Origin of the sequence: Affinundibacterium baiyunense, assembly GCF_018139645.1 — a bacterium.
Lineage (GTDB): Bacteria > Pseudomonadota > Gammaproteobacteria > Burkholderiales > Burkholderiaceae_D > Undibacterium > Undibacterium baiyunense.
In genome coordinates, this window is sequence record NZ_JAGSPM010000010.1 from 116,163 (window position 1) to 138,075 (window position 21,913).

Below are 21,913 nucleotides of genomic sequence, written 5' to 3' on the forward strand. Positions count from 1 at the left end.
TCATTCGCGCTTAAAAACCTTTTGAAATAGCCCCATGAGCCAAGACCACCAAGCCGCTTTCAATCCTAGTGCTTTATTTGAAGCAGTTCAGCAGCAAAGCTATCCTAACGCGACTCTGTACATAGTGGCAACACCAATTGGCAATAGTGCCGATATTTCATTACGTGCCTTACATCTGTTGACGCTGGTCGACGCTGTCGCTTGCGAGGATACGCGCAATACCGCCCAATTACTGACGCGTTATGGACTACATAAACCCTTAATCGCAGCACATCAACATAATGAACATGAAGTCGCGGCCAAGATCATTACCCGTCTTCAAGTGGGCGAGCGAATCGCTTTAGTGTCAGATGCTGGAACACCTGCGGTGTCTGATCCCGGCGCAATTATCGTTGACGCAGTACGCGCTGCTGGTTTGCGCGTTTCGCCATTACCAGGTGCATCTGCCGCCATCAGTGCTTTGTCCGCAAGTGGTCTCATCAATGATCAATTCTATTTTGTCGGTTTCTTACCGTCAAAAGCCGGCCAACGCGACAGTGTATTGCAAGGATTAGCGCATATCCCCGCCAGCCTCATTTTTTATGAAGCACCACACCGTATCATTGAGTCAACGCAAGCACTACACCAAGCTTTCGGCGACGCGCGCCAAGTCGTATTTGCGCGTGAGTTAAGTAAACTATTCGAAGAAATTCATCGCTGCCCATTAGCGCAAGCTGCTACTTGGCTACAGCAAGATAGTCATCGCGAAAAAGGCGAGTATGTGGTGATCGTTGAAGGTGCAAGCAAGGATAGCGATCAAAATGACATCGAAGCGCGCCGCGTATTGAACATCTTATTGACCGAACTATCGGTCAAACAAGCTGCCGCACTCGCAGCGCAAATTACTGGGAAAAAGAAAAACGCACTTTACCAACTGGCGTTATCAATGAAAGAGTCAAACAACGAAGAATCTTGATAGCTCTAGCCTTAAATACGCTGTTCTTGGTTACGCGAGCATTTGCTCATCGCTGAACCACTATCGGTTTTGCATTACCAACCGCTAATTCTTGCGCTGCTTTTTGCGCAGCTTCACGTTGCGCATAAGGACCGCCTTGCAAACGATACAGATTGCCTTGTTGCACGATCTCCAAATGCAACTCGTATTCCGTACCTAATTTTTGCTGCTTATCTTTTAAGACTTGCATCAATTGCGCTTTACTAGCCTCGGCATTTGCACGAATCGCAAAAGCCGCAAATTGCAAATAAAAGCCGTTTTGAGATTTTGATGACTCTGAACTGCTAGGCGCGTTCTCTTCAGCGCGCGGCAACTCAGTTTTAATAATACGCTCTTGCGACGCGATCAAAGCCTCTAAACTAACACCCTCTTTCTCTTCCGCTTGAGCAGTTTTGTCTGCCATAGACTTCGGCTGATCTTTAATTGAGCTAGCAACTTGAGCGTTATTTTGAGCGCCAACATTTGCCTGTTGGTTTTGACTATTCTCTGCCATTCTTGCAATATCTTCAGGTAGCAAACGCTCAAGCTCAACCTCGCTACTGCCCTTACCCAAATAGCCTAATTTAAGCGCAGCGGTGTAGGATAAATCCATAATGCGATTGGAATGAAATGGCCCGCGATCATTGATACGCACGATGATTTGTTTGCCATTGCTTAAATTCGTCACCCGCGCATAAGAAGGAATCGGCAAAGTCGGATGCGCCGCAGTAATTTTATACATGTCGTATGGCTCTCCAGATGAAGTGCGCTTGCCATGAAATTTTTTGCCGTACCAACTGGCATAGCCTTTTTGCTTGAATGGCGTCGTGCTGTCGTTAATCGGGGTATAGGTTTTTCCGAAAACTTTGTATGGCTTATTGCCGGTACGCGAGTAAGGTTCAACCACAGGAATTGGATCAACGGTCGATTCCAAACCTTCAGGAATTTCATCGCCTGGACCGTCATCCATATAGTAACCGCCCCTCCCAGAATTAGCTTTCGGTAAAACGGGTGCGGTACTGCTCACAGACTTAGGTGGCGTCGTCGCGGCATTCGCACTCGATGCAGGTTTACTTTGTTCTTGTATCACGGGTTTGACTTTGGGCGGACTTGAACACGCACTCAATAAGATGAGAGCGAATAGGCCGCAGATGTATAAAAAACGCGAGAATAAAGTCATGGAGTCGTCCTAAGATTTCATTAACTTTCGATGGTGCTGTATGCTCATCAAAATACCTGCACCCATACCCAGCGTTACCATCGCGGTACCACCAAAACTAACAAAAGGTAAAGGGACTCCAACGACTGGCAAAATGCCGACCACCATGCCCATATTCACAAAAGCATAAGTGAAAAAGATCATCGTCACCGCACCCGCCATCAAACGCGAAAACAAGGTTGGTGCATTTGATGCAATCATCAAACCACGCACCACAAACAAGAAATAAAGCGTCACTAAAAAGGCTGCACCCATAAAGCCGAACTCTTCCAAATACACAGCAGAAATAAAATCGGTAGTATGTTCAGGAATAAATTCTAGATGCGATTGCGTGCCCCCTCGCCAGCCTTTACCAGTTAAGCCACCAGAACCGACCGCGATCATCGATTGAATAATATGGAAACCTTTACCCAATGCATCGACCGTCGGGTCAAACATAATCTCAACCCGATGTCGCTGATAATCATGCAGTAAAAACTTCCATACTAAAGGCAAACTAGCCAAACCAATAATGGTCAACGCTCCCAGCAAACGCCACGATAAACCGGCAAAAAAGATAATCGAAAAGCCAGCAACAAACACTAAAATTGTCGTGCCGAGATCGGGCTGCTTCGCAATCAAACCAGCAGGAATGGCGAGAATCACAACTGCAATAACAAAGTCTTTCCACCGTAAAGCGCCTTCACGTTTTTGAAAGTACCAAGCGAGCATCAGAGGTAAGGCGATCTTTAATATCTCTGAAGGTTGCACCACCGTGCCGACATTGAGCCAGCGACGTGAGCCATTTTTTACAATGCCAAACATCGCCACACCAATCAATAAAGTAACCCCAAGCACATACAAAGGTACGGCAAATCGCATCAGGGTTTGTGGCGGGATATTTGCCACTATCCACATCACAAAAAAAGCAACCACAATGTTACGGATGTGATGCTCAACTCGCCCTGGCCAATCCAAACCTGCCGAGTACATCGTCACTATCCCTGTTGAGATAATCAAAAATAATAAGATCGCCAATGGCGCATCAAAGACCGTGAAAAGAGAACGAAAGCGCTTCCAGTAAACCGACTTGTTATCCATTATTTTTTTACTCCGGCAGGTTTCACCTCAGTCACTATCTTCGCTGGTGCTTGTGCTGGTACTTGGGGCGGTACTTGTGGTGGTACTTGCGGTGGTACTTTTGGCTGCGTTTGTGTTGGCAGCTTTGCGGGTGTTTGTCCTTGGCTTGATGCAGGTGTCGCCGAAGGTGTTGTCGCTGGAGGATTTACCGGTGCGTTATTTACCTGTGTATTAACAGATTCTGCCACCGGATTGTCGTCAGCATGCGTATGAGAAATATCTTCAATCTCATTGCCAACCGCAGGTTGTACAGGAGTCGCTTTTTCCGCAGGACGTTTACCTAGCAAATAATAATCAAAAGCTTTACGCACAATCGGCGCTGCCGATTCGGAACCATATCCGCCATTTTCGACAATGATCGCTACTGCAATCTTCGGTTTATCAATCGGGGCAAAAGCAATATACCAAGAATGATCACGGAAACGCTCGACCGCGTGCTTGGTTCCATGCTTCTCGGTTTTTTTCATGGCAATCACCTGTGCGGTACCTGTTTTACCACCGGAAGTATATTCAGCACCAGCAAAAGCGCGTGCGCCAGTACCTTCACGCACCACGCCACCCATCGCATTTTTGATAAATTCCACATTCTCTGGCTTCAAAGGAATGCGATAACTTTCTTTGGGAACGGTCAAACTACGTTGTTTGGTTTGCGGATCTTCGATCTGTTTCACCAAATGCGGTTTCATCACAACACCATTGTTTACCAGAATCGCGGTGGCATACGCCATCTGCAAAGGCGTAAATGTATTTTGCCCCTGACCGATACCAAGCGAAATCGTATCACCGGGAATCCAACGCTGATTAGCGGGCTTTTTAAAGGCAGCGCGCTTCCATGCTGTCGAAGGCAGTAACCCTTTTCGCTCGTTATCCAAATCAATACCAGTGATTTGCCCCATCCCAAATTGCGCCATGAAATCGTGCATAGTATCAACACCCATTTCATTCGCTAACTGATAAAAATAGGTATCACAAGACAAAGCCACAGCACGATACATATCAACGAAACCATGACCACCCGGTTTATCATCTCGGAAAATCTTATTCCCAAAAGCGAAAAATCCAGGGTCGGAAATAGCCTGCGTCATGGTGCGTTTGCCTAGTTCCAAGGCCGCCAGTGCCATAAACGGTTTAAAGGTAGAACCAGGCGGATACGCGCCAGTCAAAGGGCGATTTAACAGAGGAATATCTTCGGAAGTATTCAGCTCATTCCAACTTTGCTGATCAATCCCTTCAACAAACAAGTTAGGATCAAAAGTCGGCATCGATACAAAAGACAGCACGTCACCAGTCTCAGGTTGAATCGCGACAAAAGCACCGCGACGATCACCGAACGCTTCTTCCACAACTTTTTGTAATTCAATATCAACCGAGAGAATCAGATTTTTTCCAGAAGTCGGTAGATTTCGAGATAGGGTTCGTACGGGACGCCCACCTGCCGAAACTTCGACTTCTTCAAAGCCAGTGGTGCCGTGTAAGATTTTTTCGTAACTCTTTTCTAAACCTTCTTTGCCGATGTAGTTTGTGCCTTTGTAATTCGGTGCATCTTCACTATCTTCGATTAAATCAGCATCACGCTTATTAATCCGACCGATATAACCAATCACATGCGAGGCGACATCGCCCAAAGGGTATTGGCGAAACAAGCGGGCTTGTACATCCACACCAGGAAACCGAAAGCGCTGCGCAGTAAAACGCGCCACTTCCTCATCGGATAAGCGAGTACGAATCGGCAAACTGCCAAAGCTTTTTGATTCTTCCATTAACTTACGCAAACGCTTGCGGTGCTTGGGTTGTATATCAACCAACTCCGCCAAATCATCAATCAAACTATCTAAGTCTTGAGTAATCTTCGACGGCGTAATTTCTAAGGTGTAAGCAGAATAATTGCGCGCAAGGATGACGCCATTTCTATCTAGAATCAAACCACGATTTGGTACGATAGGGACGACCGATATACGATTTTCATTGGCCTTGGTGGCATACGTGTCGTGCTTGATAATTTGCAGCCACACATAGCGCCCCAATAAAATACTGAAGCAGACGAGTGCCAGCAATCCAATGACGAATAAACGTACCCGAAATAAATATAGCTCACGCTCAGTATTTTTTAATTCTGTCATGCCTGCTTAACTCCAGCCTGAGATTGAGTAACTTGCTTAAATCGGACGCGTATTGTCTTTATCGACAGCACGTCGCTGAGGAGCGAGAAGAAGCCACGTTGCGAGCGGCCATAAGGCGGTGGTGACAGCACATTCTAAGAAGAATAACCATCCCGGAAAATGCGAATCAGAAGACAATAAACGCACTGCAAGTTGAATCAACTGAACGCCAAGAAACAAGGGGAAAACCTGTAAGCTTTGTACCACTGGAGGAAACCACAACACGCGACGATGAATTGAGATCGCAAAGTACGATAACAAGGTATAGGCCAAGGCATTTTCACCTAAATACACCGCATCATGCACATCCATCAGTAAGCCCATGATGAAAGCGACACCGATTCCAACTTTACGCGGTTGGTGAATGCTCCAAAACACCAAGGCCAAAGCAACAAAATCCGGCACGCCAACACTGAGTCCCCAAGGGAACAAATTCAAGATGAACGCCAGCATCAAACTAAAAGCGATAAACAAAGAATTGGCGGGCAATAAAATGTAATGAGGATGGCTCATTTTTTATCCTCTTTAACTGTGCTAGCGGGATTCGCCCGCACATCCACTTTCGGTTGAACTGATGATGTTGGACTGGTTGAATTTGTTGGTGCTGTAGCAGCAATTGCACCGACTGGCGTTGCAGGCACAGCATCTGCATTTAAAGGAACCGCCTCTTTAACCGCCGCCTTATCCTCGTCTTTTGCCGAGTCACGCGTGACGCGACGATTAATTTTTTCTTTTTTAGTCCGTTCTTCTTCAGATTCCGGTGGTGCTAATTGGCTAGTATCAACTAATAAAATTAAGAGCTGCTTATGTTGCTCTAAACCTGCCACAGGCATACACAAGACGACCTCAAAAGTTGTACTCGCCTTACTCTCTACTTGCGTTACTTTTGCTACCTGCAAACCCGGTGGATAGATTCCATCCAAGCCAGAAGTAATCAAGGTGTCGCCCAATTTGACATCCGCATTGCTGGTGACACGCATTTCCAAATAAGCTGAACGACCGCGACCATGAATCACGCTACGCATACCGCTGCGCTCAACCTGCACTGGAATCGCTTGATTTTTATCGGTCAATAAAGTGACTTCGGCGGTTAATGGAAAAACGCGCGTTACTTGCCCAATCACGCCGCGCTCATCGATGACTGGCTGACCTAATGCAACGCCCTGTTGCGATCCTTTATTCAAAATAATCTTACGCGCATATTCGTCACGTGCGTCATACAGGATCTCGGCTAACAATGATTTGCTAGGCGTACGCTCTTTCAATTCCAGTAAGCGACGTAAATGCGCGTTTTCACTTTCCAGTAAGTTGTTTTTTTGAACAGCTTGCGCTTGTAAAATTTGTTGCCGCTTCAATGTGCCAAGCTCGCTTTGCAGGCGCGTGGTCGAAGCAAAATAATCGCCCAACGCATTTGCCGCATCACGCGGCATCAATACCAACATCTGCAAAGGATAAAGGACGGTCGCTACGATTTGACGTACGCGCACCAGAGAATTCAAGCGCGAATCGACTACTAATAAAGCGATCGCGAAGACAGCGAAGAACACCACTTTCACGCGCGCCGATGCGCCTTGTTTAAATAGTGGTGGTGGACTATGTTGCATAGATGGACGCCAGCAAACAAGCAATAAAACTTAAAAAAAGATCTGGCATTCTACCGCTGCCAGATCTGACTTTAAAAGCTAACTCTAATAGATCAATCGGGCGCTTACTAAACCAGACTTTCGCCTGCAACTGCACCCGCTTTTCAATCTAATCAATCTCAAATTATTCGTAAGAGAACAATGATCCCAATTTATCCATGCGCTCTAATGCCATGCCTGAACCTCGTACCACGCAAGTCAAAGGCTCTTCTGCTACCAGCACTGGTAAGCCAGTTTCTTCCATCAACAAACGGTCTAAGTCACGCAACAAAGCGCCACCGCCCGTCAACATCATGCCTTTTTCTGCGATATCAGCACCGAGTTCTGGAGGCGTTTGTTCTAGAGCATTTTTTACTGCAGAAACGATATTATTCAAAGGATCAGTCAATGCTTCCAAAATCTCGTTGCTAGAGATCGTGAATGAACGTGGAATGCCTTCAGACAAATTGCGTCCTTTAACTTCCATTTCTTTAATTTCAGAACCAGGGAAAGCAGAACCGATCGTTTTCTTAATTGCTTCAGCGGTTTGCTCACCAATCAACATACCGTAGTTACGACGGATGTAATTGACAATCGCTTCGTCAAATTTATCGCCACCAACGCGCACGGAGCCCTTGTACACCATACCGCCAAGAGAAATCACACCAACTTCCGTGGTACCACCACCAATATCAACTACCATCGATCCTGTCGCATCTGAGACTGGCAAACCCGCACCAATCGCCGCCGCCATTGGCTCTTCAATCAAATACACTTGAGAAGCACCAGCACCCAATGCCGATTCACGAATCGCGCGACGCTCAACTTGGGTAGAGCCACAAGGTACGCAAATAATGATGCGTGGTGAAGGCTTAAACAGTTTAGTGTCATGCACCATGCGAATAAACTGCTTCAGCATTTGCTCGGTGACGGTGAAATCAGCAATCACGCCATCTTTCATTGGTCGGATCGCTTCGATATTGCCAGGTACTTTACCCAACATTTGCTTTGCTTCTTTACCGACGGCTTGAATTGTTTTTTTGCCGTTTGGACCGCCTTCTTGGCGAATCGCAACGACAGAAGGCTCATCCAAAACGATACCTTGGCCGCGTACATAAATTAGCGTGTTGGCAGTACCGAGATCGATTGCCAAGTCATTACTACGAAAAAAACCAAACATGTAAATTCCTGTGTATTCTGTATTGTCAATGTGGTGCCCACATCGTGCGCCCCAATATCGCACACCACGTAAGCATGTACAGCATGAATCTGTACGAAAATTTGTTCACTCTTTACGCTGTACAAACCACGAGCAATTCAACATCTTCACAAAAAATCACGGTCGAAAAACACTTCACCGGAATGAAAATGCAATGTTTTAAATGAACTTAACAACAAAAGAGCACAAATAACAAAACTCATTTGCATTAAGAACATGCGAAATTGCTTCACGCGTCCTTACATCAAAACTGCCTAATTCATCATCAAACTCGACATCTTCGGCGATTTTAAGAGTATTAACCCGACATTCTACCTTATAATCCCAGAAATCATAGGCAATCTACCAAATAGAATTTGCACTTTTTCTGCAAATTTGAAAAGGAAGAAAAAAGAAGAATATACATATAAAAATAATAAATTAATTTGGCCTAGCGCTATATTTTCACCTGATTAAAACTTATCTTTAACCTCTATTTTGGCGCGCCATACTGCGGAATAAACTATGTCACTAGAATTAAACGATGTTAAACGTATCGCCAATTTGGCACGACTCGAACTTGACGAAACACAGGCCAATCAAACGCTAGAAAAACTCAATGGATTCTTCGCGATTGCAGAGCAACTTAAAGCCGTTGACACCACAGGCATCGCTCCACTTAGCCACCCAATTGCTGCACTGATGCCTGAAATTTGTTTGCGCTTGCGTGAAGATCAAGTCGCTGAAAGCAATCACCGCGACGAGTATCAGCAAGTCGCACCAGCGACGCAGGATGGGCTCTACCTTGTACCAAAAGTCATCGAGTAGAACGATCGCCATTCAGTCACTTTATGTGTAGCAGCCGGCCGAATAGCCCTGCAGCCATCACACCTTGAAACAAAGAACACGCTGAGAAAAATTCATGCATACGCACTCATTAAAACAACTCTCTGCAATGCTGCAGAGCAAGCAAGTTTCCGCTACTGAATTAGCGACCCATTATTTAAATCGGATTGAAGCCAGCAATTTAAACGCCTTCACGCATGTAGATCGAGGCTTAACGCTGGCACAAGCAAACGCGGCGGATCAAGCGCTGGCCGCAGGCAATGCCACCGCACTAACAGGCATTCCAATTGCGCACAAAGATATTTTTGTGACGCGCGATTGGCGTTCCACCGCAGGTTCACGCATGTTAGAAAATTATGTCAGTCCATTCGATGCCACTGTCGTCACCTTATTCAAGCAAGCTGGCATGGTCACGCTAGGCAAGCTCAATTGCGACGAATTTGCGATGGGCTCAGGCAATGAAAATTCCTATTTTGGCGCAGTCAAAAATCCTTGGGACACGAGTGCTGTTCCGGGTGGATCGTCTGGCGGATCGGCGGCTGCAATTGCCGCACGCCTGACACCAGCCGCAACAGGTACCGACACGGGCGGTTCAATTCGCCAACCCGCCGCGTTTTGTGGCGTGACTGGGATCAAGCCAACTTATGGCAGCGTCTCACGTTACGGCATGATTGCTTTTGCCTCTTCGCTAGACCAAGGTGGCCCAATGGCACAGACCGCGGAAGACTGCAGTTGGTTACTCAATGCGATGACGGGATTTGATGAGAAAGATTCGACCAGCGTACAGCGTGATAAAGAAGACTTTTCTCGCCAACTCAATCAAGATATCAAAGGTCTGCGGATTGGTGTGCCGCGAGAATTTTTTGGTGCCGGTCTTGCCAGCGATGTCGAACAAGCAGTACGCACAGCGCTAGCCGAATATGAAAAATTAGGTGCCACCTTAGTCGATATCTCGCTACCAAAAACCGAATTATCGATTCCAGTTTATTACATCATCGCCCCCGCTGAAGCTTCCTCAAATTTAAGTCGCTTTGATGGTGTACGTTATGGCCATCGTGCTGCTGACTATAAAGATTTGAATGACATGTATCGTAAGACTCGCACAGAAGGTTTTGGCGATGAAGTCAAACGTCGCATTTTGACTGGCGCCTATGTTTTATCACACGGCTACTACGATGCTTACTATTTACAAGCGCAAAAAATTCGCCGCTTGATTGCGCAAGATTTTCAAGCTGCGTTCGCACAATGTGATGTCATCATGGGTCCAGTTGCACCGACAGTCGCATGGGATTTAGGCGACAAATCAGATGATCCAGTCGCAAACTATCTGGCAGATATTTTCACCTTATCAACCAGCCTAGCTGGCTTGCCAGGTATGTCGATTCCTTGCGGATTTGGTCAAGGTGAAAAAAATAGTAAACGCCCCGTTGGCTTACAAATTATCGGCAATTATTTTGCCGAAGCAAAATTACTCAATGTCGCCCATCAGTATCAACAAGCCACGGATTGGCATACGAAATCACCGGAATAAATCACAAATCTTCTCCCGCTAAAGGAAGATGAATTTGAAAACATCGCTAGGTCGATAGAGAATTACAAAAGGAATGCATTATGCAATGGGAAGTCGTTATCGGTTTTGAGACACACGCGCAACTCAAAACTAACTCTAAAATTTTCAGTGGTTCCTCCATCCAATTTGGTGCGGAACCAAACACACAAGCAAGCCCTGTCGATTTGGCATTGCCAGGCGTACTGCCAGTCATGAATAAAGGTGCAGTAGAAAAAGCCATTCAATTTGGTCTGGCGGTTGGCGCCCATATCGCACCAGAATCAATCTTTGCACGCAAAAATTATTTTTATCCTGATCTACCTAAAGGCTATCAAATCAGCCAATTCGAGATCCCTGTTGTACAGGGCGGCTCTGTCACTTGTGTGGTAGAAAAAGATGGCAAATCAGAAGTCAAAGTAATTGAATTGACTCGCGCACATCTGGAAGAAGACGCAGGAAAATCCTTACACGAAGACTATCAAGGTATGACTGGCATTGATTTAAATCGTGCTGGCACGCCGCTATTAGAGATCGTAACCGAGCCTGTCATGCGCAGTGCAGCCGAAGCAGTCGCCTACGCTAAAGCACTCCACTCTTTAGTAGTGTGGCTTGATATCTGTGATGGCAATATGCAAGAAGGCTCATTCCGTTGCGACGCCAATGTGTCGGTGCGTCCAGTTGGTCAAAAAGAATTTGGTACCCGTTGCGAAATCAAAAATTTGAATTCATTCCGCTTTCTCGAAGAAGCAATCAATATCGAAGTGCGCCGCCAAATCGAACTGATCGAAGATGGTGGCACCGTGGTGCAAGAGACGCGTTTGTATGATCCAGATCGTAAAGAAACGCGCTCCATGCGCAGCAAAGAAGACTCACAAGATTATCGCTATTTCCCTGATCCTGATTTACCACCATTACGCATCAGCCGCGAATGGGTAGAACAAGTTCGCAGCACCATGCCTGAGTTACCAACGGCAATGCGCGCGCGCTTCACTGAACAATATGGTTTATCGGATTACGATGCGATGATCGTTACGCAGTCTAAAGCGATGGCAGCGTATTTTGAGGCCGCACTAGCGGCTTCGCCAAACGGCGACAAGGCAGCACAAGCTAAGCAAATCGCCAATTGGTTGATGGGCGATGTGTCCTCGACGCTCAATCGTGAAGCCATGGACATCAGCAGCATTCCCGTAACTGCTGCGCAACTCGCCCTGCTACTACAACGCATTGCCGATGGCACCATCTCCAACAAAATCGCAAAAGAAGTATTCTCTGCGATGTGGCAAACACCATCTGCTGATGTTGATCTGGCAGATAAAGTCATCGATGCGAAAGGCCTGAAACAAATCTCCGATGTCGGCGCATTAGAAAAAATTATCGACGAAGTGATGGCAGCCAACCAACAATCGGTTGACGAATATCGAGCAGGCAAAGAGAAGGCATTCAATGCACTAGTTGGTCAAGCGATGAAAGCGACCAAAGGCAAAGGCAATCCTGCGCAAGTGAATGAGCTGTTAAAGAAGAAGTTGGCGGGATAATCAATTAGCTAAATTTACTGAACAAGCTCATCATAATTTTAAGTTGTTTTTTTAAACGCCCCCATCACAACAAGGTACAAAAGAAAAAGGGAAATCATCATTTGATTTCCCTTTTTCTTAGACCTATGACTTTTACTACTTTTCTGGCTTTGGCGAAATAAATTGGGCTATCAATTTTTTTCTGAAAAATAGCCAGCGACTGTTCTCAAGTCATCAATATTCACTGTGCCTGCCGCAACGCGTAACTTTAAGAAACTCAATAAGTAGTTATAGCGAGCTGATGCCAAGTCACGTTTTGCAGCCACCAACTGCTGCTGTGCATTGAGTAAATCCGCATTGATTCGTACTCCACCTTTGATACTTTGTTGAGTTGCCTCGACTAACGCAGCTGCTGAGTTGACTGATTTTTGCAAGCCTTCAATTTTGACAGCGCTACTTTTCACTGCACTAAATTGCTTACGAAGCTCCACCATCACTTTGGTCATGGTGGCATCTAATTCCGCTCGCGCCCTATCACGACGTGCTACGGCTTGTTTAGCACTAGCATTCACATAACCACCAGAGTAAATAGGAATAATCAACTGCACTCCAGCGGTACGCATATTCAGATCTTGGTTTCGCGTCGCGACTGTCTCAGATATCCCGTGACTATAGCTCGCATTAAAGTCGATTCTAGGCGCATGCCCCGCATTGCTCTTAGCAATCTCTTTTTGCGCCACTTCTACTGCGTAACGTGCTGCAACAATCTCAGGGTTTTTTTCCTGCGCCAACCTTCTCCACTCTTCATAGTCACCACTTTCTAATGAAGCCTTGAACTCAGTAGACAAGCCATCTAATTGATTTACTTCTCCACCAACAATACCAGCCAAATTATTTTTCGCTGTTTGCAAAGTGTCTTGTGCTTCTAAAACCATCGCCTCTGCAACATCTAATTTAGCTTGGGTTTCAAGCATCTCGGTTTTAGTACCTTCTCCCTTTGCAAACAAGCGATCATTCACTTGGCGCTGCTCCGCGTACGTATTGCGTTGAGCGACATACAAATTTAATTGATCTTCAGCATACTTGGTTTCAGCATAAGCACTCAGTACGCGCACCATTAGTTCACTACTACGACTATCAAATTGCGCGATACTCAGATTTTTTTGTGCGACACCTTGTTCAAAACGTGCATAAGCGTCTAAATTGAACAATGTTTGACGCACAGTAACGCCTTTGCTATTACTGCTGTAATCCAAGTCTGACTTAGTTATTTGGCCCAAAAAGTTAGGGCTAACACTCTCACCTTTATTCTTGCTTGTGGAGTAAGAATACTGAACAGTCGGTAGCAATCCTGAGCGACCTAAAGCTTCATATTCGAGTCCAGCAATTAAGTCCGCCTTGGCCGCACGATGCTGAGGATCATTTTTCAACGCTGCTAAATAAGCTTCCATTAATCCGATTGCATTCGCAGATTGCGCCGGAACGGCAAATATCAGACAGCTGGCAATTAAAGCACTAGGTTTACGCCACATGATTATCTCTCTTTCAAAGCAGAATGCGCACGGTCAACAATTGGTCGCAACAGGTAATTCATCAAAGTGCGCTCACCTGTTTTAATCGTAATATCTGCTGGCATACCCGGACGAATCTGCAAGTTTCCTAACTTCTTCATTCCATCAGGGGTGACTGACGCACGGAACTTGTAATATGGCATTCCAGAGCGCTCATCAACAGAACGATCAGCCGAAATACTTGTCAATTTTCCTGGGATGTGCGGCGTAGTATTTGTATTAAATGCAGAGAATAAAAACTCGACGTCTAGACCCGGGTGCACCTTATCAATTAAATTCACTGGCAACATTCCTTCGACCACCAATGCATCTTCTGCCGGCACCAATTCCATCAAACGGAAGCCCGGCGGCACTACTCCACCCTTTGTGAATACATTCAAGCCGACGACAGTGCCATCTACAGGAGCTTTTACCAAGACATTCGCTAATTCAAGATCTAACACTTTCAATCGATTTTCCAATGATTCGGCTTCTCTCTGCATGTCAGACAACTGGGAACGCACCTCTTTCTGATAGTCTTGCTGACGCTGTACTTTTCTAAATGCAACTTCCGCTGATTGTCGCTTAATGCGTCCAATATTGCCGATGTCCTCAGAAATCGCACCGTTAACTTGTGCATAGCTACGTTCAAGATCTAATAAGCGATTGCGAGCCACAAATCCATCTTTAGCTAGCTCACGCATATTTTCTACTTGCTCTTTCAAAATCGCTTGTTGTTCGCGCTTATTAATCATTGAAGCTTCTTGCCCCTGCAACTGCATCTTCAAACCTTCAAGATTTTCATCGTAAGAAGCCATTTCACTACGCAATGCCAATTGACGCGATTGGAACAACTGCTCTTGCAGCATTAAACTATTGGCGACATGCGAATCATTTTTTGTATCAAGCAACCATTTCGGAAAAACTATTTTTTCAGAGTTTGCACGCTCTGCAGTCAAACGCGCTATCGCGACGGTCGCAGTAATCAATTGCGTTCTAGCGATGTCCGCAGCGGACTGAGCAGACACGGCATTCATCTTCAACAAAACTTGCCCTGCTTTTACAACATCACCATCTTTGACTAATATGTCATCAACCGTTCCACCATTTTGATGTTGAATTGTCTTGCGTCCAGAAGCGGCCACTACCGTTCCTTGCGCAGGAGCACCTTGATCTAAAGGTGCAAACGATGCCCATATAAAGAAACCAACGATACCAACTAAAACGATCAACCAACCCAGACGGACGTAACGTCGTGAATCGGTATTCACCTCCAACACCGCAACATCTTGCGACTTAACGTCGGTCACCAGTGCATTACTTGTTCCAATATTTTTCATCATGATTCCTATTCGTCGCCACTTGGCTTGCTTGACTGATCTGCCGCTGCATTAATACGATCTTGCGTATCCGCTGGCGCGTCGGCCACAGCTGCAGCTCTTTGCGCTTGCAATTGCTGTTGAACTTGTTGGTTAGCTTGATTTAAAGCGGCGAGTACTTGATCTCTTGGACCAAAAGCTTGTGATATGCCATCTCGCAACAACAGAAGTTTGGTAGTAATTCCAAGCACACTTGTTCTGTGTGTAATCAACACAATTGTTTTGCCTCGCTGACGGAACTCATTCAGCGCTACCACCAAAGCCTGCTCGCCAATATCATCGAGATTTGAATTAGGTTCATCTAATACTAATAGCGCAGGATCATCATACATTGCGCGAGCCAAACCTATCCTTTGTTTTTGCCCACCAGATAGACCAGCACCGCCATCCCCCAAAATCGTGTCATACCCTTTAGGAAAGTGAAGAATCATGTCATGCACACCAGCCAGTTTCGCGGCGGCGATTACCTTCTCTGAGTCTAAATCACCGAAACGTGCAATATTTTCTGCAATCGTGCCACCAAATAACTCGATATCTTGCGGCAAATAACCGATATGTGGACCAAGTTGGTCTTTGTTCCATTGGTAAATATCAGCACTATCAAGGCGCACTTTACCAACCGCAGCTGGCCATACTCCCACTAATAAACGCGCTAAAGTCGATTTACCTGAACCTGAAGGCCCGATCACGCCCAAAACATCACCTGGTTGCAAGGCGAAACTCAAGTTTTTAATGACTGCCACGGTTGAGCGAGGAGGTGCTGCGGTAATTGCTTCTACAGACAAAGCGCCCAAAGGTTTTGGCAAATCCATACCGGCTGTTCGCGCTGGATTATTCGAAAGCAAATCGTTCAGACGATTGTAAGCACTTTTCACAGTACTCCATTGCTTCCACACATTAATTAACTGGTCGATTGGGCCGGTGGCCTTACCGAGCAAAATAGAACCTGCAATCATCATACCTGGAGTCATTTTTCCGTCGATCACAAGTAACGCACCAAAACCTAGCACTAAAGACTGAATAGAGACGCGCACAAACTTACTCAAAGAAGCGACGATACTTGCCTTCTCACTTGCTTCACCTTGTAATTGCAAGAAACGCCCTTGCAATTTAAACCAACGTGACATCAAGTTCGGCAACATCCCCATTGCCTCAATAACTTCTGCATTACGTAAATTATTGGTAGCCAAATTATTTGATGCAATTGCTGTCGCATTGGCCTCCTCCAAAGGTTTTTTGGAGACAACTTCATTTAAGTAAGCAATCGCGACCATGATCACAACGCAAATTAAAGCAAAGATACCCAGATGCACGTCAAACATAAAAATAACAGCTAAATAGATTGGGAACCACGGCGCATCGAAAAAGGCAAACAAGCCATTACCTGTCAAAAATTGGCGTAATTGTGTGAGGTCTTGCAACGCTTGACCTGCATTTCCACCACCCTGTTTCAAATTTTGCTCGAATGCTGCTGTATACACGCGCTTATTAAGCTGCATATCCAATTTTGCGCCCACGCGAATCACAATGAAACTTCGAATAAACTCCAATGCACTCATAAATGCATAAGCGCCTAGCATTAAGAGTGTCAACATTAACAAGGTCATCTTATTTTGACTTAGCAAAACGCGATCATATACCTGCAACATGTAAAGCGAAGGAACCAGCATCAGCAAGTTGACCATCGCACTAAAGATACCCACAGTACGAAAGGCACCTTTAAACAAGGCCAACGTCTCTGAGATTTCGTTTTTAGGGAGTTTTAATTTGGATATCATTTCAATCTATACACTGTAAAGTGTTCATTATGTTTGCTTACAAAGCTGCAACGAAGCTTGAACCGGCAACAATCGCAAGCAAACGAAAATAAAGACTTTACCGCAATCGCAGGCTTGAAATTTGAAGCATTCCGGACTTAAAAAGTTGCTCATTATCTTTTAGATGCGAGCATTTAAATGTGACACAGGTCACATTTTATGCGATATATTTTTAAGAAGCAAATAAATTCCATAAAAAAAGCTGCATTTATGTGATTTAAATCACATAAATGCAGCTTTTTATCAAAAACAGTTTCTTTTATTTATTTTTACATCTCAGATTGAGTACTTACAAACATTGTTCTGCTGAAAGTCACCGCTCAAGAATACGAAACCGAAGATCAAAAGAGTATAAATAAATCAAATAGTGCCATTTCAAGTCTTCATTTTCTGAAATAAGGCAGCAATACTGCCATCAGTCGAATTATTCCCAGCACGCCGCTCCTGCACCAAGAACTGCTCGAACCGACTTAGCTCTACTCCCCCCTCAGATGGACCACCATATTTGATCTGAAAAGCTACCTCTGCCATCGATCGTGAGGCAGGATCTGCTAAAAATAGCTGGTGGGTATCAAACATTTTTTGTGCTGCAAGCAAATCATTTTTAGCATTTTCGATGATTTGTTCTTTGGTCTGATATACAGGCAAGCCATTTTGCGAAGGAATCCATGAGCAATAACCGCTCTCCGCTTTTGCAACTGCGGCATCGTATGCGTCTGACGCGCGTCGTAGCTTATCCTCAAGCCCAACTAAAGTCTTATCACTATTCCCGTTTGTCGTATAAACATAGTTTGAGCGCATACTAGAATCAACCACATTCTGCTGCGCCGCGGGAACCACATTCGATTGAGCGCTCGTCTTTAACTGATTCATCGCATTGACGCTCGACAACAACGCTGATGTCACTTCTGCGGCATTGTTGACACCTACATAGGCACTACCACCTACAGTATTTGGGGAAGATGTAACGGTCGGTTTATCTTGACTGGCTTGCAGTGCGTCAGAAGATACCTGCTGTAAGCGACCTAAAATTTCATTGAAACTACCTGCCCCTGCCGGATTTTTCTCTATCCACGACTTCATCAAGGTCGAAGATTGCTTAAGCGCGGCTATCGCCTCATTGAATAGACTGATATCTTGCATCGGATTCTCCTATGTCACCATGTTCGGCGACGCCCAAATAGCGCCTTACACATCGATTCACGCATAAAATCACATAATGCAGTCAAGTAAAAGACCACAATAATGTTTAGAACCTCAGTGTAAACACAGTCAAGCAATTGAATCCGCTGAATAAGCGTCGATTTAATTCTCTAATTAAGCTTTTAAATAATGCCAAATAAGCGCGCTAAAGAATTTCTCAACTTAGTGTCAACTTATTTTATTAATCTATTGCGCTAACTTTTGCACCCAAGCCAATTGCGCAGGCAAACAAACCGTCTTCAAATCATAATTTTGTATCGCGAATTGCCGCGCGTTTGCACCCAAGCGATGCCTTTCCGCGGGATCGTCCAACAAATCGCATACTTGCTTTGTAAGTCCAGCAATATCAAAAAAATCAACCAGCTTACCAGTTTCACCATCGCGAATAGCCTCACGAACTGGTGCAGTATCACTTGCGACGATTGCGCATCCAGCACTCATCGCTTCCAACAAACTCCATGACAAAACAAAGGGGTAAGTCAGATACACATGCACAGTAGAAAGCTGTAACAAACCAATAAAGGCGGGATAAGGAATCGAACCCAAAAAGTGAATACGTGCCTGCGCCTCTGGGGGCAACTGCGGCAGCACCTCGCGTAAAAATATTTCTTTCCAATTGCCGCTAGCTGGCTTCGCTCCATAGCTAACCTCATCACCACCAACGATTAACACCCTCGCGTTTGGTCGTGCGCGCAAAATAGCTGGCAATGCCCGCATAAAAATATGGTAGCCTCGATAAGGCTCCAGATTGCGATTGACAAAGGTGATCACCTCATCATTCTTGGTCAGTTTTAAACGCGCATCTAACTGAATCGTTATCGCTGGATTTGGCTGAATATGCTGGGTATCAATACCATCATGAATCACCGATATCTGCTGTCGAAATCGTTCGGGGAATGTACTTGCTTGCCAGTACGTCGGCGCTATCCCCGCATCGGCAATTTCCATGTGAAATAAATTATTCGCGTTTTTTAAACGCATCCGACTGACACTATCTTGTGCTGGGAACTCAGGATCAAAACCTACGTCAGCGCCTTCACCATGATAGAAAAACTCACAGTAAATTCCTAAGCGCGCACTAGGCCAGACATCTTTCAAACACAAGCTCTCACCCCACCCTGGATGCGCAATAATAATATCGGGCACAAACCGCTGATCACGCATCTGCAAGGCCCGTCGATACGCCGCCTCACCGCGTATCACTTTAGCTTCTATATCAGCGATCCATGGGTGCATCGTGGTACTGGTGCCGCGATGCAACTGGTAACCCTCTAGTGCAACCCCTTGCCAAGCATTACCTAAGCCACGCTCCAACTGTAATGCCCGCACCTCATGTCCTAATTTGTGCAACGCCGGCGCTAAAAACTTAAACTGACCGGGAAAAGATTGATGAACAAACAGAATTTTCATAAGGGAGAAAACAATTGGAATCGGGTTAAGCAAAGCCTAATAAAGTGATTACACTAAAGATAAAGCGTCACAAGGGCCAGACTTAAGCTTGCAACATCACATCTAAATGACGCAAAGACAGCAGATGCGCATCGATCAAACGCATTAAACCATTTCTCGTCCATGTCGCCAAAGTAGCATCATCCAATGCGGCTAACTTGTCTTGATCAACAACACGGTACTGACCAATCGCTACTTGCTGCTCACCGACACGTTTAAACAAAGAGCGTGGCACCAGCACTTCTTTTTCTGCCAACAACTGCAACACACTAGACTGTCTTCCTGCTTCAAACTCTAACATCAACTTAACCACTGGCTGGAAGTGTGCATTGAGCTTGCCGCTTGCATCAAAGATGGCTTCGCCTTGTTGTGATTTAAATTGTGGTGCATCCATATCAGCCATCAACAAGAAGTCACTAGCAGTTTTCTCACGTCCCAATACAAATGGATAGCGTTGTACATGCACTGGCACATAACTTGCCAACCATTGATTTTGCTCACTCACAAACTGATTGTGTTCTTTACCAAGCAAAGCTAAGGCATTGACTTGCGCCTCAGTAGAAAACAAAACAGGAAAGCACAGAGCCGCTGGCAAGATTTCGGCTAAAGCCAGTGGTGCTTGCCACAAAGAACGGGCAAAACCATAATCACTTGCTGGTAAAAATCGTAAATTCTGATGATTTTTTACTTCCAATATCTGTACATTAGCGTACATTTCTTCTCCTCATTTTTTGGAGGCTGTCGTTACGAACAAGTTGCAGGCAACACAATCGCCGTCTTAATTTGATCAAACCGACACCATCCAAACAAAACAAACCAAATCACAATTAACTGAATTGGCACAAGTATCAAAACACAGGTTCAATGTGCAAAAAAAATTGCGCGCAATCCTTTAAAAAAAAACGCGTAAGTTTCCTTACGCGTTTTTATAACTAGAACCACATACCTGCACCAAATAACTCTTGCGACCTACTTGGTGCAGTTTAGCTTAAGCTCTGAAAACAGAGATTAATTATGCCAATGTGATGTCTGCATTAGTCAAGTTCACTGCTGTTGTTACAACCAATGCTACACCAGTACCTGCACCGTTTGCATCCGCATCGAAGTACAACGTTTTAGATGTTGTATCGAATACGAAGTACACGCCAGCACCTGCAGAGCTTGTCAAACCAGCACCAGTTGCGAAGTTAGCACCAGCCAAGCCGCCTGCTGTCAAAGATGCACCAGTTGCTGCATTCAATGCTGCCAAGTTAACTTGTACTTTATCTGTACCAGCTGTGAAGGAAGCGATTGTATCCAAGCCGTTCAATGCTGCTGTCAAGCCACGCAATACCAATGTGTCTGTACCACCAGCAAATGTCAAGGATTCGTTCAAAGAACTACCCATGATTGTTGAACCACCAGCTGCTGCTGTCAAAGTAACAGAAGCACCTGTGAAGCCTGTCAAATCTAACTGCTCATAGTTGCTCAATACGTGAGTAACAGAGTTAGCACCTTGAGTCATTGTGATGTTGCCACCAGCTGTACCAGTAATAGCGATGCTAGAACCACCTGCGAAGGAGATCTTATCGTTAGTACCAGCGCCCAAGTTGATAGTTTGTGCACCAGCAGCTGCAGAAGCTGTCAAGCGAACGATATCGTTACCATTGAGGCCTGTGTCACCAGTGATGTTCAAGTTAACCAAGTCACCCAACAATGTTGCGTCGATATCCAACTGAGCAGCAGCAACTGCTGTGAAAGAACCGTCGTTTGCTTTGATAGTCAAAGTTTCACGTTCAGCAGCAGATGAAGTGTGGAAAGAATCAGCCAATGCGTCAACAGTTGCGCCGTCCAATTGCAATGTCAATGTTTGTGCAACAGCTTGATCATTGTTGAAGTGGATGTTGCCCATGTTACGGATGTTAGCCAAGTCACCCAAAGTAGCTACAGCAGTGTTGCGGATTTCCAAGATATCGGAGTTAGCAGCAAATGTTGTAGATGAGTTATCAACTGCACCACCGTTGATGCCGTGTGTACCGTTCAAGTTCACGTCAGACATGATGATACGGTCAGTAGTGCGGCTAGCACCTTCTTCACCGTTGTAGTTGAAACGGCTAGTGTTGTTCAATGAACGTGCGTCGATTACAACAGCGCTTTCGTTAGAAACACCAGCTGTGTCAGCAGTTGCTGCTGAATCATTTGCTGTGTCGTTGTCGTTCACGATTGACAATACGCCAGAAGCATTGTTCTTAGAGATCAATGTGTCTGTCAATGTCAATGAGTAAGAGCTACCTGCACCAGCATTTACCAAACGGATTGTTTCGAAGTTAGAAACGT

The 21,913-nt window shown here is 45.3% G+C and carries 17 protein-coding genes; 4 read left to right on the forward strand and 13 right to left on the reverse strand.

What is annotated here, in order from left to right; all coding sequences use genetic code 11:
* Positions 1 to 34 precede the first annotated feature (34 nt).
* Positions 35 to 955 carry a 16S rRNA (cytidine(1402)-2'-O)-methyltransferase gene (gene rsmI / locus KDM92_RS15440; protein WP_212685336.1) on the forward strand — a complete coding sequence of 307 codons (921 nt, stop codon included), beginning with the start codon at positions 35 to 37 and terminating at the stop codon, positions 953 to 955.
* Positions 956 to 1,001: 46 nt separating this feature from the next.
* Here the strand turns inward: rsmI and KDM92_RS15445 are convergent, their stop codons facing one another.
* The 6 genes from KDM92_RS15445 to KDM92_RS15470 form a co-directional block, all read right to left on the reverse strand.
* Positions 1,002 to 2,153 carry a septal ring lytic transglycosylase RlpA family protein gene (locus KDM92_RS15445; protein ID WP_212685337.1) on the reverse strand — a complete coding sequence of 384 codons (1,152 nt, stop codon included), beginning with the start codon at positions 2,151 to 2,153 and terminating at the stop codon, positions 1,002 to 1,004.
* A 9-nt stretch (positions 2,154 to 2,162) separates the two neighbouring features.
* Positions 2,163 to 3,272 (reverse strand): rod shape-determining protein RodA, encoded by a 1,110-nt coding sequence (gene rodA, locus KDM92_RS15450; protein WP_212685338.1) that lies wholly within the window; start codon positions 3,270 to 3,272, stop codon positions 2,163 to 2,165.
* Positions 3,272 to 5,431 carry a penicillin-binding protein 2 gene (mrdA, locus tag KDM92_RS15455; protein ID WP_212685339.1) on the reverse strand — a complete coding sequence of 720 codons (2,160 nt, stop codon included), beginning with the start codon at positions 5,429 to 5,431 and terminating at the stop codon, positions 3,272 to 3,274. Before mrdA ends, rodA begins: the two co-directional genes overlap by 1 nt.
* Before the next feature lie 36 nt (positions 5,432 to 5,467).
* Positions 5,468 to 5,983, reverse strand: coding sequence for a rod shape-determining protein MreD (gene mreD / locus KDM92_RS15460; protein ID WP_212685340.1), 516 nt, complete (start codon positions 5,981 to 5,983; stop codon positions 5,468 to 5,470).
* Positions 5,980 to 7,074, reverse strand: a complete 1,095-nt coding sequence (gene mreC / locus KDM92_RS15465; RefSeq protein ID WP_212685341.1) for a rod shape-determining protein MreC — start codon at positions 7,072 to 7,074, stop codon at positions 5,980 to 5,982. Before mreC ends, mreD begins: the two co-directional genes overlap by 4 nt.
* A gap of 163 nt (positions 7,075 to 7,237) precedes the next feature.
* Positions 7,238 to 8,272, reverse strand: coding sequence for a rod shape-determining protein (locus KDM92_RS15470; RefSeq protein WP_186941084.1), 1,035 nt, complete (start codon positions 8,270 to 8,272; stop codon positions 7,238 to 7,240).
* Positions 8,273 to 8,815: 543 nt separating this feature from the next.
* Here KDM92_RS15470 and gatC point away from each other — a divergent pair.
* The 3 genes from gatC (at position 8,816) to gatB (ending at position 12,220) form a co-directional block, all read left to right on the forward strand.
* A complete protein-coding gene (gene gatC / locus KDM92_RS15475; protein WP_212685342.1) occupies positions 8,816 to 9,118 on the forward strand; it encodes an Asp-tRNA(Asn)/Glu-tRNA(Gln) amidotransferase subunit GatC in 303 nt (100 codons plus the stop codon).
* 94 nt (positions 9,119 to 9,212) lie between these two features.
* Positions 9,213 to 10,667: an Asp-tRNA(Asn)/Glu-tRNA(Gln) amidotransferase subunit GatA gene (gene gatA, locus KDM92_RS15480; RefSeq protein ID WP_212685343.1), complete on the forward strand. Its 1,455-nt coding sequence runs from the start codon at positions 9,213 to 9,215 to the stop codon at positions 10,665 to 10,667.
* An 80-nt stretch (positions 10,668 to 10,747) separates the two neighbouring features.
* Positions 10,748 to 12,220 (forward strand): Asp-tRNA(Asn)/Glu-tRNA(Gln) amidotransferase subunit GatB, encoded by a 1,473-nt coding sequence (gatB, locus tag KDM92_RS15485; RefSeq protein WP_212685344.1) that lies wholly within the window; start codon positions 10,748 to 10,750, stop codon positions 12,218 to 12,220.
* A gap of 170 nt (positions 12,221 to 12,390) precedes the next feature.
* Here the strand turns inward: gatB and KDM92_RS15490 are convergent, their stop codons facing one another.
* The 7 genes from KDM92_RS15490 to KDM92_RS15520 all read right to left on the reverse strand — a co-directional run.
* Positions 12,391 to 13,731: a TolC family outer membrane protein gene (locus tag KDM92_RS15490; protein WP_212685345.1), complete on the reverse strand. Its 1,341-nt coding sequence runs from the start codon at positions 13,729 to 13,731 to the stop codon at positions 12,391 to 12,393.
* A 2-nt stretch (positions 13,732 to 13,733) separates the two neighbouring features.
* Positions 13,734 to 15,089 carry an HlyD family type I secretion periplasmic adaptor subunit gene (locus KDM92_RS15495; RefSeq protein WP_212685346.1) on the reverse strand — a complete coding sequence of 452 codons (1,356 nt, stop codon included), beginning with the start codon at positions 15,087 to 15,089 and terminating at the stop codon, positions 13,734 to 13,736.
* 8 nt (positions 15,090 to 15,097) lie between these two features.
* Positions 15,098 to 16,906 carry a type I secretion system permease/ATPase gene (locus KDM92_RS15500; RefSeq protein ID WP_212685347.1) on the reverse strand — a complete coding sequence of 603 codons (1,809 nt, stop codon included), beginning with the start codon at positions 16,904 to 16,906 and terminating at the stop codon, positions 15,098 to 15,100.
* A gap of 414 nt (positions 16,907 to 17,320) precedes the next feature.
* Entirely contained in the window at positions 17,321 to 18,088 is a 768-nt protein-coding gene (locus KDM92_RS15505; RefSeq protein WP_212685348.1) for a hypothetical protein, read from the reverse strand.
* Positions 18,089 to 18,334: 246 nt separating this feature from the next.
* Entirely contained in the window at positions 18,335 to 19,558 is a 1,224-nt protein-coding gene (locus KDM92_RS15510) for a glycosyltransferase family 4 protein (protein ID WP_212685349.1), read from the reverse strand.
* An 82-nt stretch (positions 19,559 to 19,640) separates the two neighbouring features.
* Positions 19,641 to 20,312, reverse strand: a complete 672-nt coding sequence (locus KDM92_RS15515) for a SapC family protein (RefSeq protein WP_212685350.1) — start codon at positions 20,310 to 20,312, stop codon at positions 19,641 to 19,643.
* 297 nt (positions 20,313 to 20,609) lie between these two features.
* Positions 20,610 to 21,913 (reverse strand): hypothetical protein (locus KDM92_RS15520; RefSeq protein ID WP_212685351.1); only part of this gene is annotated, 1,304 nt, incomplete at its 5' end.

Excerpts from the sequence above, each read along its gene's own strand:
- KDM92_RS15470 (WP_186941084.1), bottom strand. The coding sequence starts at position 8,272 with ATGTTTGGTTTTTTTCGTAGTAATGACTTGGCAATCGATCTCGGTACT.
- mreC (WP_212685341.1), bottom strand. The coding sequence starts at position 7,074 with ATGCAACATAGTCCACCACCACTATTTAAACAAGGCGCATCGGCGCGC.
- gatB (WP_212685344.1), top strand. The coding sequence starts at position 10,748 with ATGCAATGGGAAGTCGTTATCGGTTTTGAGACACACGCGCAACTCAAA.
- KDM92_RS15515 (WP_212685350.1), bottom strand. The coding sequence starts at position 20,312 with ATGTACGCTAATGTACAGATATTGGAAGTAAAAAATCATCAGAATTTA.
- gatC (WP_212685342.1), top strand. The coding sequence starts at position 8,816 with ATGTCACTAGAATTAAACGATGTTAAACGTATCGCCAATTTGGCACGA.
- mrdA (WP_212685339.1), bottom strand. The coding sequence starts at position 5,431 with ATGACAGAATTAAAAAATACTGAGCGTGAGCTATATTTATTTCGGGTA.
- mreD (WP_212685340.1), bottom strand. The coding sequence starts at position 5,983 with ATGAGCCATCCTCATTACATTTTATTGCCCGCCAATTCTTTGTTTATC.
- KDM92_RS15505 (WP_212685348.1), bottom strand. The coding sequence starts at position 18,088 with ATGCAAGATATCAGTCTATTCAATGAGGCGATAGCCGCGCTTAAGCAA.
- KDM92_RS15445 (WP_212685337.1), bottom strand. The coding sequence starts at position 2,153 with ATGACTTTATTCTCGCGTTTTTTATACATCTGCGGCCTATTCGCTCTC.
- gatA (WP_212685343.1), top strand. The coding sequence starts at position 9,213 with ATGCATACGCACTCATTAAAACAACTCTCTGCAATGCTGCAGAGCAAG.
- KDM92_RS15500 (WP_212685347.1), bottom strand. The coding sequence starts at position 16,906 with ATGATATCCAAATTAAAACTCCCTAAAAACGAAATCTCAGAGACGTTG.
- KDM92_RS15510 (WP_212685349.1), bottom strand. The coding sequence starts at position 19,558 with ATGAAAATTCTGTTTGTTCATCAATCTTTTCCCGGTCAGTTTAAGTTT.
- KDM92_RS15490 (WP_212685345.1), bottom strand. The coding sequence starts at position 13,731 with ATGTGGCGTAAACCTAGTGCTTTAATTGCCAGCTGTCTGATATTTGCC.
- KDM92_RS15495 (WP_212685346.1), bottom strand. The coding sequence starts at position 15,089 with ATGAAAAATATTGGAACAAGTAATGCACTGGTGACCGACGTTAAGTCG.
- rodA (WP_212685338.1), bottom strand. The coding sequence starts at position 3,272 with ATGGATAACAAGTCGGTTTACTGGAAGCGCTTTCGTTCTCTTTTCACG.
- rsmI (WP_212685336.1), top strand. The coding sequence starts at position 35 with ATGAGCCAAGACCACCAAGCCGCTTTCAATCCTAGTGCTTTATTTGAA.